14 protein-coding genes are annotated in these 13,633 nt (G+C 63.1%); 9 read left to right on the top strand and 5 right to left on the bottom strand.

Going from position 1 to position 13,633, the window contains the following annotated elements:
* Positions 1-85: 85 nt before the first annotated feature.
* The 3 genes from AC2FMD_RS01850 to AC2FMD_RS01840 form a co-directional block, all read right to left on the bottom strand.
* Positions 86-625 carry an adenine phosphoribosyltransferase gene (locus AC2FMD_RS01850; protein ID WP_170337941.1) on the bottom strand — a complete coding sequence of 180 codons (540 nt, stop codon included), beginning with the start codon at positions 623-625 and terminating at the stop codon, positions 86-88.
* A gap of 105 nt (positions 626-730) precedes the next feature.
* Positions 731-1,360: a LysE family translocator gene (locus tag AC2FMD_RS01845; RefSeq protein WP_496743567.1), complete on the bottom strand. Its 630-nt coding sequence runs from the start codon at positions 1,358-1,360 to the stop codon at positions 731-733.
* Positions 1,361-1,421: 61 nt separating this feature from the next.
* Positions 1,422-2,294: an S-methyl-5'-thioadenosine phosphorylase gene (locus AC2FMD_RS01840; protein WP_496794588.1), complete on the bottom strand. Its 873-nt coding sequence runs from the start codon at positions 2,292-2,294 to the stop codon at positions 1,422-1,424.
* A 216-nt stretch (positions 2,295-2,510) separates the two neighbouring features.
* Here AC2FMD_RS01840 and AC2FMD_RS01835 point away from each other — a divergent pair, with 216 nt between their 5' ends.
* Positions 2,511-4,145, top strand: coding sequence for a SulP family inorganic anion transporter (locus tag AC2FMD_RS01835; protein WP_496688438.1), 1,635 nt, complete (start codon positions 2,511-2,513; stop codon positions 4,143-4,145).
* Between the two features lie 133 nt (positions 4,146-4,278).
* Here AC2FMD_RS01835 and AC2FMD_RS01830 read toward each other — a convergent pair whose 3' ends face one another.
* Positions 4,279-4,884 carry a flavin reductase family protein gene (locus AC2FMD_RS01830; protein WP_496743569.1) on the bottom strand — a complete coding sequence of 202 codons (606 nt, stop codon included), beginning with the start codon at positions 4,882-4,884 and terminating at the stop codon, positions 4,279-4,281.
* A 72-nt stretch (positions 4,885-4,956) separates the two neighbouring features.
* On the opposite strand from AC2FMD_RS01830, the gene AC2FMD_RS01825 reads away from it, so the two are divergent.
* The 5 genes from AC2FMD_RS01825 (at position 4,957) to AC2FMD_RS01805 (ending at position 7,995) form a co-directional block, all read left to right on the top strand.
* Positions 4,957-5,451 carry a GNAT family N-acetyltransferase gene (locus tag AC2FMD_RS01825; protein ID WP_496688441.1) on the top strand — a complete coding sequence of 165 codons (495 nt, stop codon included), beginning with the start codon at positions 4,957-4,959 and terminating at the stop codon, positions 5,449-5,451.
* A gap of 54 nt (positions 5,452-5,505) precedes the next feature.
* Positions 5,506-6,255 (top strand): EcsC family protein, encoded by a 750-nt coding sequence (locus tag AC2FMD_RS01820; protein ID WP_496683365.1) that lies wholly within the window; start codon positions 5,506-5,508, stop codon positions 6,253-6,255.
* Positions 6,256-6,369: 114 nt separating this feature from the next.
* The gene (locus tag AC2FMD_RS01815) at positions 6,370-6,855 is read left to right on the top strand and encodes an NUDIX hydrolase (RefSeq protein WP_496713058.1); all 486 of its coding nucleotides are present in this window, start codon (positions 6,370-6,372) and stop codon (positions 6,853-6,855) included.
* 51 nt (positions 6,856-6,906) lie between these two features.
* On the top strand, positions 6,907-7,353 hold the full coding sequence (locus AC2FMD_RS01810; RefSeq protein ID WP_496743196.1) for a DUF1178 family protein: 447 nt from the start codon (positions 6,907-6,909) through the stop codon (positions 7,351-7,353).
* 3 nt (positions 7,354-7,356) lie between these two features.
* Positions 7,357-7,995 carry an SDR family oxidoreductase gene (locus AC2FMD_RS01805; protein WP_496743195.1) on the top strand — a complete coding sequence of 213 codons (639 nt, stop codon included), beginning with the start codon at positions 7,357-7,359 and terminating at the stop codon, positions 7,993-7,995.
* Here the strand turns inward: AC2FMD_RS01805 and AC2FMD_RS01800 are convergent.
* A complete protein-coding gene (locus tag AC2FMD_RS01800; RefSeq protein WP_496683357.1) occupies positions 7,989-8,345 on the bottom strand; it encodes a hypothetical protein in 357 nt (118 codons plus the stop codon). The two genes, AC2FMD_RS01805 and AC2FMD_RS01800, sit on opposite strands and share 7 nt — an antisense overlap.
* Positions 8,346-8,511: 166 nt before the next feature.
* Between AC2FMD_RS01800 and AC2FMD_RS01795 the strand changes: the two genes are divergently transcribed.
* From AC2FMD_RS01795 to zwf, 3 genes are all read left to right on the top strand, one after another.
* Positions 8,512-9,750 (top strand): aspartate kinase, encoded by a 1,239-nt coding sequence (locus tag AC2FMD_RS01795; protein WP_149775707.1) that lies wholly within the window; start codon positions 8,512-8,514, stop codon positions 9,748-9,750.
* Positions 9,751-9,796: 46 nt separating this feature from the next.
* The gene (gene ptsP / locus AC2FMD_RS01790) at positions 9,797-12,040 is read left to right on the top strand and encodes a phosphoenolpyruvate--protein phosphotransferase (RefSeq protein ID WP_496683355.1); all 2,244 of its coding nucleotides are present in this window, start codon (positions 9,797-9,799) and stop codon (positions 12,038-12,040) included.
* A 146-nt stretch (positions 12,041-12,186) separates the two neighbouring features.
* Positions 12,187-13,632 (top strand): glucose-6-phosphate dehydrogenase, encoded by a 1,446-nt coding sequence (zwf, locus tag AC2FMD_RS01785; RefSeq protein ID WP_496743194.1) that lies wholly within the window; start codon positions 12,187-12,189, stop codon positions 13,630-13,632.
* Position 13,633: the final 1 nt, after the last annotated feature.

Genomic DNA, 13,633 nt, shown 5'->3' with positions numbered 1-13,633 from the left:
AAAAAACCGACTGGAAAACGAACGACCCTGCGCTAAGCGCGCGGTGTTTCCAGCGGCAAGTCACGAAATCGTGACTGTTGTCTGTTCACAGCCCTTCGAATTCGCACAGGACATGGACGTCCATGCCCATCTCCTCCAGCACCTTCCGCCCACCCAGCTCGGGCAGGTCGATGATGAAGGCGCAGCTTACGATTTCACCGCCCAGACGTTCGATCAGCTTGATGCCTGCCGCAGCAGTGCCGCCGGTGGCGAGTAGGTCATCGACCACCAAAACCTTTTCGCCGGGCTGGATCGCGTCATCGTGGATCTCGACGATAGCCTCGCCGTATTCCAGCTTGTATTCCTCGCTGATCGTGGTGCCCGGCAGTTTGCCCTTCTTGCGGATCGGAACGAAGCCGACACTCAGCTGGTGCGCGATCGCGCCCCCCAGGATGAAGCCACGCGCCTCGAGCCCCACAACCTTGTCGATGCGTTCGCCGGCATAGGGGTGCAGCATCTGATCGATGGCCATGCGAAACCCACGCGGATCGGCAAACAGGGTCGTCACGTCGCGGAACATGATCCCTTCGTGGGGGAAATCGACGATGGTCCGAATGTAATCCTTGACCGTTTTGCTTCTGGACATGGGGTGACCCTTCTTGCGTCAGAACACGGCGGTGTTTGGCGCATCGCGGCCAGTCATGCAAGCGGCAGTTGCCGGCCTGCGCGTTTTTGCTGCGGAGGGGGCGGCTCAGGCCGGGCGGCGCAGTACCGCCGTGGCCACGCCCATTCCGATCAGGGTCAGTCCTCCGAAACGGGTCATGCCGGTGATGATGCCGGGGCGGCCGATTACGCGGCGCAGCCGGTCGGCCAGCAGCGCATAGGCCAGGGCGTTCAGCCCGGCCAATCCCACGAAAGTGGCGATCAAAATGGCGAATTGCGAGCCCAACGGCTCGGCCGGGCGCAGGAATTGCGGCACGAAGGCGATGAAGAAAGCGATGGATTTGGGGTTCAGCGCAGTGACAGCGGCCGCATGGCCGAACACGCCGCGCGCGGTGACGGCGCGCTTGGTAGCAACCGCCTGCATACCGCCGGACGGCGCACTGCGCAGCAGCTTGATGCCCAGCCAGACGAGATATGCGGCGCCCACCCATTTCAGCACCGAAAACAGGGTGGCCGACGCTAGCACCAGTGCCCCAAGCCCCAGCAACGACGCGGTCATGGCGATCAGGTCCCCCAGCGCAACCCCTGTGGCCGAGGCCACGGCCACGCTGCGCCCTTTGGACAGCGCATAGCTCAGCACCAACAGAACCGTCGGTCCCGGGATCAGCAGAAGGGCGGTCGAGGCGGCGACGAAGGCCAGCCAAAGTTCAAGATCCATCACGCACCTCAGTTAGATCCGCCGCAGCAAGCCTGAAAAAACACTCGGCCTAAAGGGCCACTCATAACACCCGGCCTGCCACCGCATCCAGCTTGGCCAGCAATAGCGGGTCGCGCTTTTCCGGAGCTGTCAAAATCGCGTGGTCCAGCGCCCGGTCGCAGCCATGCGGGCAGGGCGCGCGGTCTGCTCCCAGCAGGGCGGGCAGGCCTTTGACCAACGCGCGCGCCTTCTCGGCATTACCGGTCAGCGTCGCGATGATCGCGGTCACGTCCACCTCGCCGTGATCGGGGTGCCAGCTGTCATAGTCGGTAACCATCGCTACCGAGGCGTAGCAAAGCTCGGCCTCGCGGGCCAGTTTGGCCTCGGGCATGTTGGTCATGCCGATCACGTCGCAGCCCCACTGCTCGCGGTACATCTTCGATTCCGCCAGCGTCGAGAATTGCGGCCCTTCCATCGCGAGGTAGGTGCCGCCACGGTGCACGGTGATACCGACCGCCCGGGCGGCGGATTCACAGGCATCGCCCAGGCGCGGGCAGGTTGGATGGGCCACGCTGACATGGGCGACGCAGCCGGTGCTGAAAAAGCTTTTCTCGCGGGCGAAGGTGCGGTCGATGAACTGATCGACGACCACGAAATCTCCCGGCGCCATGTGCTCGCGGAAGGACCCGCAGGCCGAAACCGAGATCACGTCGGTCACCCCCAGCCGCTTCAGCGCGTCGATATTGGCGCGATAGGGCACCTCGGTCGGTGAATGCACATGCCCGCGCCCGTGGCGGGGCAGAAAGGCCATCCCTATGCCGTTCAATGTCCCGGTCAGGATCTGGTCGGACGGCGCGCCCCAGGGCGTTTCCACGGTAACCCATTGCGGCGTTTCCAGCCCATCGATGTCATAAATTCCCGATCCGCCGATGACGGCAATCTTCGTCTGGGCCACGTTCGTTCTCCACTGCGATACCTGCCTGTGGGAATTTCTGCGGTCTCATCGGGCATTTGGCAAGGTTTGCCGGTGTTTTTGCGCCCCACAGGGGCCAAAAGGCGCGCGGCCTTGCAGTTTTTGCATGACAGCCTGCCATCGATGGGCTAGCAGACAGCGCCGAAGGCGGGTATACGACCGCCTTCGCGCGAACATTCTGACCCACAGGACCATTTCATGCCCCGAGCCTTGCTGGCAAGCTTTGCCAATCGCCTCGCTATTCCCGATCTGAGCTGGATGCCGGACGAAAAGCTGACCCCCGCCCGCCTGCGGATCGAGCTTCTGTCGGGCCTGACCGTCGCCCTGGCTTTGGTGCCCGAAGCGGTGGCCTTTGCCTTCGTCGCCGGGGTTCATCCTCTGGTGGGCCTCTACGCGGCGTTCCTGGTGGGGCTGATCACCGCGCTGATTGGGGGCCGTCCGGGTATGATCTCGGGCGCAACCGGTGCGCTGGCGGTCGTCATGGTGGCGCTGGTGGCGCAGCACGGGGTCGAATACCTGTTCGCCACGGTGGTCTTGATGGGCATTCTGCAGATCATCGCGGGGGCCATGCACTGGGGCCGGTTCATCCGACTGGTGCCGCATCCGGTGATGCTGGGCTTTGTCAACGGCCTGGCCATCGTAATCTTTCTGGCGCAACTGGGCCAGTTCAAGGTGCCGGGCACGATGGAAAACACTGGCCACGGCATGAGCGGCGGTGAATGGCTGTCCGGGATGCAACTCTATACGATGCTGGGGCTGGTCGCGCTGACCATGGCGGTGATCTGGGTGATGCCGCGCATCACGCGCATCGTGCCAGCGCCGCTGGCGGGCATCGTCGTGGTTGCCGCGTTGGTGATTGGCATGGGGCTGGATGTCCCGCGCGTCGGTGACCTGGCCTCGATCGAGGGCGGACTGCCGAAATTCCATATCCCCATGGTCCCGCTGAACTGGGAGACCTTCGAAATCATCCTGCCCTACGCCGTGATCCTGGCCGCCATCGGCCTGATCGAATCTCTGCTGACGCTGAACCTGGTGGGCGAGATTACCGGCAAGCGCGGCGGTGCATCGCAGGAATGCATCGCGCAGGGCACCGCCAACGTCGTGACCGGGTTCTTTGGCGGCATGGGCGGCTGTGCGATGATCGGGCAGTCGATGATCAACGTGAAGTCCGGCGGCCGCACGCGCATCGCGGGGATCGCTGCCGCGCTGTTCCTGCTGGTGTTCATCCTTGTCGGTTCGCCTCTGATCGAACAGATCCCGCTGGCCGCGCTGGTTGGCGTGATGTTCATGGTGGTGATCGGCACCTTCGCCTGGAACTCGTTCAACATCCTGCGCAAGGTACCGCTGACCGACGCCTTCGTCATCGTTCTGGTCACCGTCGTCACCGTGATGGAAGACCTCGCCGTGGCCGTCGTGGTCGGTGTGATCGTTTCGGCGCTGGCCTATGCCTGGAACAACGCCAAGCGCATCCACGCGGTCACCCGCGACTCCGAAACCGAGAAAGGCGCCAAGGTCTACGAGATCAAGGGCCCGTTGTTCTTTGGCTCGTCCGAGGGGTTTGTTGAATTGTTCGATGTCCAAAACGACCCGGAAACGGTGATCGTGGACTTTGCCGACAGCCGAGTGGTTGACCAATCGGCCCTGCAGGCCATCGAAAACGTCGCCGCGAAATACGAGGCGGCAGGCAAGCGTGTCATGCTGCGCCATCTCAGCCGCGACTGTCACAAGCTGCTCAAGAAAGCGGGTCACCTGATGGTCGACAGCGACGATGACCCGGATTACGGCCTTGCGGTCGACTATTCTGTTCGAACCGGCATTCTGGGCGGCCACTGAGGAAATCCGAGGCTCTGCCTCGCGCTCCGGGATATTTTTGGCCAGATGAAGGACTCGCGCGTTCTTCATCTGGCTGTAAATATCCCGGGGGAGTCGCGAACAGCGCGGCGGGGGCAGAGCCCCCAAACCCGGCTCAATCGTCTGGACGATTGAGGGAAAACAATTCCGTAACCACCGAATAGTCGCGATAGCCAAGCCGCGACAATGGTTGAAAGGTGGTGACGTCGAACTTGCCCTCCTTCAGGCAGTCATCGCGCAGGTGTACGCCGATGACCTCTCCGAAAACCACCCGGTTGGCTTGGCCAGGCAACGTGACGATCTGGGTCAGTTTGCATTCCAGCGCGGCAGGGGCGCCTTCGATGCGGGCGCATGGGATGGTTTCGCATTCCACCGGTGTCAAGCCGGCGTGGGCGAACTCGTCCACCTCTTTCGGAAGGCTGGCCGAGCTTGCGTTCATCGCATCCCGATGGGCGTGGGCCACCACGTTGACGCAAAAGACCCCGGTCGCCTCGATATTGGCGATGCTGTCCTTTCCGCTGTCTTGGTCGTGCTTTGCGCCGGTGGAGGCGAACATCACCTGCGGAGGTGTATAGGCGACCCCGTTGAAGAACGAATAGGGCGCCAGGTTGTTGATCCCATCCGCGCCGCGGGTCGAGATCCATCCGATCGGGCGCGGCGTGATGATGGCGTTGAACGGGTTGTGCGGCAATCCGTGACCGTCTTCGGGGCGATAGAACATCTGATCTCCAAGCGTTTGCTCAAGGCCTAGCGAAGTGCTAGGGCGATTTCCAGAGTCGAAAAGAGGGCCGCGGTGCAGCAGTTCGGGATCAGGCCGGAAGAGCCGGAGGATTGGTGGGAAGTCGAAGCCCTCTACGACCTGTGCTTTGCGCCGGGGCGCGAGGCGCTGTCGTCCTATCGCTTGCGCGACGATGTTCCGCCAGTGTCAGGGCTGTCGATGGTGGCTCGCGACGGGCAGGGGATATTGGCCGGGGCCATCCGATTCTGGCCCGTTCATGTTGGCGCACACGATGCGCTTTTGCTGGGGCCCGTGGCCGTCCACCCGACCCACCAGGGCGAAGGGTTGGGTGGTTTTCTGATCCGTGAAGGCATCGAAGCGGGGCGGGCCAAAGGGTGGGAGCGGGTCATGCTGGTCGGTGACGCGCCCTACTATTCACGCTTTGGGTTTGCCCGGCTCGAGGGGGTAGAGATGCCGCCGCCAACCAACCCGGATCGTGTGCTTGGCCTGGATTTGGCGCCCGGCGCCTGGAAGGGAATAGGCGGAGAAGTCACGCGTTGGACACGCTGACCTATTGAAAGCGCGCGCGCTGATGCCGATCTTTCGGGGGCAGGAGGAGACCGGATGCACGATATTTTGCGAGTGCAGCGCCCTGACCCCGAAGCCGAGCTTGACCGACTTGCGGGATACTATCGCGACGCAGGGGGCGCCGGCGTGAAGTTTCTGAACCGCATGGGCGGATCGGCGGAATCATTGCTCGAGCAATTGCCAGTTCCGGTTCGATCGGGTCTGACGGGGGCCACCGAACAGGCGCTGTGGGTGGCCGTCCGTGCGGCGAACGGATCGCGGCGCGCAGTTCCGGATCAAGAGCCGTGGGTCAACACGATCGTCGCCACCACCATGGGCGCAGTTGGCGGTACGGGTGGCTTGACCACCGCGCTGATCGAACTGCCGGTCACGACGACCATGCTGTTGCGTGCGATCCAGGGGGCTGCCGCCCGCGAGGGGTTCGATCCATCGGCCGAAAACGTCAAGTTCGACTGCGTGCGGGTTCTGTCCGCCGCCGGCCCGCTGTCGCATGACGATGGCGCCGACCTGGGTTTCTTCTCGGTGCGCCTGACATTGACCGGCCCGGCGATACAAAAGCTGATCGCGGCCGTTGCGCCCAGACTGTCGGTGGCGCTTGGTCAGAAATTGGCCGCGCAGACCCTGCCGGTGCTTGGGGCCGTTGCCGGGGGCGGCATCAACTATGTCTATTCCCGTTATTACCAGCAGATCGCCCGGGTTCACTTCGGCCTGCGTCGGTTGGCCGTCGACGCCGACATTCCACATGAAGATCTGGTTCAGCGGCTGGAGCGCCGCATAATTGGGTGACAGATCGCCCCAAATTGGACAATTCCGCCCGAAGTGGTAGTTTGAAACTGACCGACCTGCGGGACAAGCGGGCGGTTTAGCAGGAAAATGAGGCCTGTCGAGAGGATGCTGAACGTGAAAGACGCCGGGATTTCGTCGGACGGCGCATTCGCCTCCGAGCCACTGCCGGTCATTCGGCAAGTGGCGGCCTTGTGCCATCGACAGACGCAGGCAGGGCTTGAAGTTCTGTTGATATCTACGCGCGGGTCCGGCCGCTGGATCATTCCCAAGGGTTGGGCAATAACCGGGCTGAGCGACGCGGAGTCCGCCGCGCGCGAGGCTTGGGAAGAGGCCGGCGCGACCGGCCATTGCGACACCCGGCGTATCGGAAGTTTCGCCCATGCCAAGCACCACAAGCGGCTGGGGCGCGTGATGTGTCTGGTCGACGTCTTCCCTCTGCGGGTCACCGAGGTGGCCGAAATTTTCCCCGAGGCCGGTCAGCGGCGCAGGGCATGGTTCAAGCTGGACGAGGGGGCCGACAGGGTTTCCGGGCGGGACCTGTCCGCATTGCTCCGGGGCTTTTCGCCTGCTGAGGCCCGTGGCTCAGCGAGAAAGGCTTGATATCGCCATGTCTGACGGTATCTATTCAACAACCGACTTTTGGGACGCAAGATGATTCAATACGCCCTGAAATGCAGCAACGGTCACGGGTTCGACAGCTGGTTCCAGTCGGCCGATGCCTATGACAAGCTCGCCAAGGCGGGCATGGTATCCTGCGCGCAATGCGGCTGCACGTCTGTTGAAAAAGCGATCATGACGCCTCGCGTGCAAACAGGGCGCACGGCCGAATCCCAAATGCCGCGATCCGCCCCCGACCCTGGCGCAGCTCCGTCCCGTGTCGAAATCGAACGCGTTCTGAAAGAGCTGCGCACCAAGGTCGAGGCCAACTCCGACTACGTCGGGCGGGATTTCGCGCGCGAGGCTCGCAAGATTCATCTGGGCGAAGCACCCGAGCGTCCCATATATGGCGAGGCCAGGTTGGAGGAGGCGAAGGCGCTGATCGAAGATGGTGTGCCGGTGGCGCCTCTGCCTTTCGTGCCCAGCCGAAAGACGAACTGAGCGATGCATGTTCTGATCACCGGCGCCAATCGGGGGATCGGACGGGCTCTGGCCGATCTCTACAAAGGGCAGGGCCACCAAGTCACCGGCACCGCCCGCGATGGCAGTGCCAAGGTCAAACTGGACGTGACCAATCCGGCCGATCATGCGGCTATGGCGCGCGCGCTGCACGGGCAACCGGTTGACCTGCTGGTGTGCAACGCGGGCGTCTATCTGGACAAGGGCCAGACGATCGAGGGCTATCCGGCCGAGATGTGGGCCCAGACCTTCGCCGCCAATGTGACCGGCGTGTTTCTGACTATTCAGGCCCTGCTGCCCAATCTGCGGGCCGCCCGCGGCAAGATCGCGATCATCTCGTCGCAGATGGCCTCGCACACACGGGCGCCAGGAGGGAGTTATATCTATCGTGCTTCAAAGGCCGCCGCGCTGAATCTCGGGCGCAACCTGGCGGTCGATCTGAAGCGGGACGGCATCGCCGTCGGTATCTATCACCCCGGATGGGTGCGGACGGACATGGGCGGTCAGGCCGCCGACATCACCGTCTCACAGGCCGTTGCCGGGCTGGCTGAGCGTTTCAAGGCGCTAAGCCTGGATACCACCGGATGTTTCGAAACGTGGGATGGGCAGGCGCATCCTTACTGAGCTGCCAGCGCTGCTTTGGGAATCTCGTAGACTTCACCGGGATCGATGAAGATCACCAGAATATCGCCGCGAGTTTCCGACGTGATCTGTGCGGTTGCGCTGCTGGAATCCGGCTTTCCATCGGTGAAATAGATGCGGCGCACCTCGCCAGTGGGCAGTTGTACCGCCAGCGTGGCGGTTCCGTCCTCTTTACGGCGCAACTCGGCCGGGCAGCTTTGCAGGGGTTGGCCGGACAGGGCGGTGCAAGGCACGGTTCCCAAGGCGTTTTGACCATCCGTGCCGGACAGGGTGGCCACCTGGGCCACCGCAGGTGTGGACATCAGGGCAAGGGCGGAAACGAAACGCAGCATGAAAAACCTCATGGTGTAAACGGCTGATCCCACGCTGGCATTGCCGGCACCGGTTGTAAAGCGGCCGCGCGCCGCAGGGCGCGCCCCTTTGCACTCTTGCCCTATCGGGTCCCCTCGCATAAGACGCACGGGACCGGAAATCCAAGGCGCGGAGACATTTGCCCCCATGCCCGTACTCGTGATGAAATTCGGCGGCACATCCGTCGCCAACCTCGACCGCATCCGCCGCGCGGCCAAGCGCATCGGCGTCGAAGTGGCCAAGGGCTATGACGTCATCGTCATCGTGTCGGCCATGTCGGGCAAGACCAACGAACTGGTAGGCTGGGTTGACGAGATCTCGCCGCTGTATGACGCGCGCGAATATGATGCCGTAGTTTCCTCGGGCGAGAATGTCACCGCCGGTCTAATGGCACTGACCTTGCAGGAAATGGACATCCCCGCCCGCAGTTGGCAGGGCTGGCAGGTGCCGCTGCTGACCGATGGCGCCCATTCGGCGGCGCGGATCCTGGACATTCCGACCGACAACATCAACCAGAAGTTCGGCGAGGGCATGAAGGTCGCCGTGGTGGCGGGTTTTCAAGGCCTCAGCCCCGAGGGGCGGATCACCACGTTGGGTCGGGGTGGCTCGGACACCACCGCAGTGGCTTTTGCCGCGGCCTTCGACGCCGAACGCTGCGACATCTACACGGATGTGGATGGCGTCTATACCACCGATCCGCGCATCTGCGAGAAGGCGCGCAAGCTGGACAAGATCTCGTTCGAGGAAATGCTCGAACTGGCCTCGTTGGGGGCCAAGGTGCTGCAGACCCGCTCGGTCGAGCTGGCGATGCGGTACAAGGTGAAACTGCGTGTTCTCTCGAGCTTCGAGGAACAGTCCGACGAGGCCGGAACCCTGGTCGTCGACGAGGAGGAAATCATGGAATCCAATGTAGTCTCGGGTGTGGCCTATTCGCGGGACGAGGCCAAGATGACAGTCGTGTCGGTCGCCGACCGCCCCGGCATCGCCGCGATCATCTTCAACGCGCTCAGCGATGAGGGGATCAATGTCGACATGATCGTGCAGAACATCTCGGACGAGGGGCGCACGGACATGACCTTTTCCTGCCCCACCAACCAGGTGGCGCGCGCCGAAAAGGCGCTGCTGGCGGTCAAGGAGCGTGGTGATCTGAACTATGCCGAACTGGTCGCCGATACCGATGTGGCCAAGGTTTCGGTGGTGGGCATCGGCATGCGCTCGCAGTCGGGCGTGGCGGCCAAGATGTTCAAGGTACTCTCGGATGAGGGGATCAACATCAAGGTCATTACAACCTCCGAGATCAAGATTTCCGTGCTGATCGACCGGAAATACATGGAACTTGCCGTTCAGGCGCTGCATGATGCCTTTGAACTGGACAAGGCGGCCTGAGCGTTTCGGCCAAGGTCCCGCCTGACACCGCAGGATAGACCGGGCGATGGCAGACGGAATGGAAACGGAATCCCGCAAGCTGCTGGGGCGGCTGCGCGAGGAGATGGCAAGCGAGGCGGCCGGTCAGGAGCGTCTTGACCGGATCACGCACCTGATCGCGGACAGCATGCGGTGCGAGGTGTGCTCGATCTACCTGTTCCGCGACGACGAAACCCTTGAACTCTGCGCGACCGAAGGGCTTGCCCCTGAAGCTGTGCACCAGACCCGCATGCGACTGGGCGAGGGCCTGGTGGGGCGCGTGGCCAAGTTCGGCAAGGTGATCAATACAGCCGATGCGCCTTCGGAAAAGGGTTTCCGCTACATGCCGGAAACAGGCGAGGAGCGGTATTCGTCGTTCCTGGGCGTGCCGATCCAGCGGCTGGGCCAGAAGCTGGGCGTTCTGGTCGTGCAGTCGCGCGACGCGCGCGAGTTTTCCGCCGACGAGGTCTATGCGCTGGAAGTGGTCGCGATGGTGCTGGCCGAGATGGCCGAGCTGGGCGCCTTCGTGGGCGAAGGGGCGGCCTTGTCGCCGTTGCACCAGCAATCGCGGCTGTTGCGGGGTGGGCCCGCGCAGGAAGGGTCGGCCGAAGGTCATGTTTGGCTGCACGAACCGCGCGTCGTGGTCACCAACCCCATCGCCGATGATCCGCACCGCGAGCTTGAGCGCCTGAACGCGGCGGTCGAAGAACTGCGCGTGGGCGTCGACAAGATGCTGGAAATCTCGCGGGGCGGCGATACCGAACAGCTGCAGGTCCTGGAAGCCTATCGGATGTTTGCCAATTCCAAGGGCTGGATGCGGCGGATGGAGGAGGACATCGCCCGCGGCCTCAGCGCCGAGGCGGCGGTTGAAAAGGAGCAGTCGCAGGCCCGCGCTCGGATGAACCAGGTCACCGACCCTTATCTGCGCGAACGGCTGGCCGATCTGGACGATCTGTCGAACCGCCTGCTGCGCATTCTGACGGGGCAGGGCCGCGACAACGGCAAGGAGATGCCGCCCGATCCGATCCTCGTGGCGCGCAATATCGGCCCCGGCGATCTGCTTGAATATGGTCGGTCGCTGAGGGGCATCGTGCTCGAGGAAGGCTCGGTCGGCAGTCATGCCACCATCGTCGCCCGCGCCTTGGCCATCCCGCTGGTTGTGCATGTGGGCCGGATCACGACCGAGGCTTTGAACGGCGACCACATTTTGGTCGATGGCGACGAGGGGGTGGTGCATCTGCGCCCCGAGGATACCGTGGTCAGCGCCTTCCGCGACAAGATGGCCATGCAGGCCGAAGCGCAGAAACGCTATGCCTCGATCCGTGAAACCCCGACCGTGACCAAGGATGGCGAGCGGATAAACCTGGTGATGAATGCCGGCCTGATGGCCGACCTGCCGTCGCTCAAAACGTCTGGGGCCGAGGGCGTTGGCCTGTTCCGCACCGAATTGCAGTTCCTGATCCGCAACCAGATGCCGAAGCGGTCCGAACTGGTGGCGCAGTACAAACGCGTTCTCGATTCGGCCGATGGCAAGCGCGTGGTATTCCGAACGCTGGATATCGGGTCGGACAAGGTGCTGCCCTACATGAAGCATGTCGCCGAGCCCAACCCGGCGCTGGGCTGGCGCGCCATACGCGTGGGCCTGGACAAGCGCGGGGTCATGCGCATGCAGCTGCAAGCGCTGATCCGCGCCGCGGAGGGGCGACCGTTGACGGTGATGTTCCCCTTCGTGGCGCAAGCCGATGAATACCGCGAGGCCCGGTGGGAGGTGAACAAGACCATCGAGCGCGAAAAGCGCCTGGGCCATGTTCTGCCTGAAACGCTTGAAATCGGGGCGATGTTGGAAACACCGTCATTGGCCTTTGCCCCCCAGAAATTCTTTGATGAGGTCGATTTTATCTCGATCGGTGGCAACGACCTGAAACAGTTCTTCTTCGCCGCCGACCGCGAGAACGAGCTGGTGCGACGCCGCTATGACACCCTGAATGTCAGCTTCCTCAGCCTGATCGAGCGCATCGTCGAACGGTGCGGAATTTCCGACACGCCGCTGAGTTTCTGCGGCGAGGATGCCGGCCGCCCGATCGAGGCGTTGTGCCTGGCGGCGATGGGCATCCGCACCCTGTCAATGCGCCCGGCCTCGATCGGCCCGGTCAAGAGCCTGCTGCTGCGGTCCAACCTGCAGGAGGTCCGCAAGATCATCGCCGACGCCCGCCATCGCGGCGAACAATCGGTGCGCCCGGCGATCATGGAGTATCTGCGCGCCAACGGCTGAAGGCATGATGGCCGCGAAAAAGGGCCCGTTAGCGAATTCCGGGCTTGCTTTTTGGGCTTGGTCTTTCTATCCAAGCCACAAATGTTAGCGGTAACAGGGTGTCTGGCTGCAGACTGCGCCGGATTGTCCGAAAAAGGGAGCCAGCCATGGTTTCACGCGTAATCCCCGTAGATCCATTCGATCTGGTCCTGTTCGGCGCGACCGGAGATCTGGCCCAGCGCAAGATCCTGCCGGGCCTCTACCATCGGTTCGAAGTGGGGCAGATGCCCGAAGATGCGCGCATCATCGGGACCGCGCGGTCGGATATGGACGATGACGGGTTCCGTGCTCAGGTGCGCAAATCGATGAAGGAATTCGCGCCGTCCTTCAAGAAAGACGTTCTGGACCGGTTCCTGGCCCGGGTCGAATACGTGCCCGTGGATGCGCTGGGCGAAAACGGCTGGGACAAGCTGGCCAAGTCACTGCGCCCCGACGTGGTGCGCGCCTTTTACCTGTCGGTCGGTCCGAAACTGTTTCCCGGCATCGCGCAGCGCCTGCATGATCACGGGCTTGCCACGCCCGACAGCCGCATCGTGGTCGAGAAACCCTTTGGCCATGACCTGGCCTCGGCCAAGGCGCTGAACGAAGGTTTGCGCGCCTGTTTCGAAGAACATCAGATCTATCGGATCGACCATTACCTAGGCAAGGAAACGGTGCAGAACCTGATGGCGCTGCGCTTTGCCAACTCGCTGTTCGAACCGCTGTGGAACGCGACCCACGTGGATCATGTCCAGATCACCGTGGCCGAAACCGTCGGGGTCGAAGGGCGTGGCGCCTATTACGACCAGTCCGGCGCGATGCGGGACATGGTGCAGAACCACCTGGTGCAGCTTTTGTGCCTGACTGCAATGGAGCCGCCTTCGACCTTTTCGCCCAACTCGGTGCGCAGTGAAAAGGTCAAGGTGATCGAAGCACTGGAACCTGTGGCCTCGACCGACATCGCCCGCGGCCAGTACCGGGCGGAAAAGGGCGACGACGGGTATGTCGATCATGTGGGCAACCCTGACAGCCTGACCGAAAGCTACATCGCGCTGAAGGTGCGCGTAGGTAACTGGCGCTGGGCGGGAGTTCCGTTCTATCTGCGCACGGGCAAGCGTCTGCGCGCGCGTGAATCCGAAATCGCGGTGTTTTTCCGCGACCCGCCGCACACGATCTTTCCCAATGTCGGCCCGCTGCACGGCAACGTGCTGGTGATCCGCCTGCAGCCCGACGAGGGCATCACCCTGCGCACCACGATCAAGGATCCCGGCCCGGGTGGCTTCCGCCTGACGGATGTGGCGCTGGACATGAGCTTTGCCGAGGCGCTGGGTGCCGATGTGCGCGCGCAGGACGCCTATGAGCGGCTGGTGATGGACGTGATCCGCGGGGACCAGACCCTGTTCATGCGCGGCGACGAGGTCGAGGCCGCCTGGGCCTGGGTCGATCCCATCATCAAGGGCTGGGAAGAGCGCGGCGACCGTCCCTCGCGCTATGATCAGGGCAGTTCCGGCCCGGAAGACGCATTGATGCTGATGCATCGCGACGGGCGCCGCTGGCGCCAGATCGGAGGTTGAG

The organism is Ruegeria sp. BHSC276, from assembly GCF_059612945.1.
Note: the sequence above shows the minus strand (reverse complement) of the source record. Positions and strands in the feature narration are given on the sequence as shown.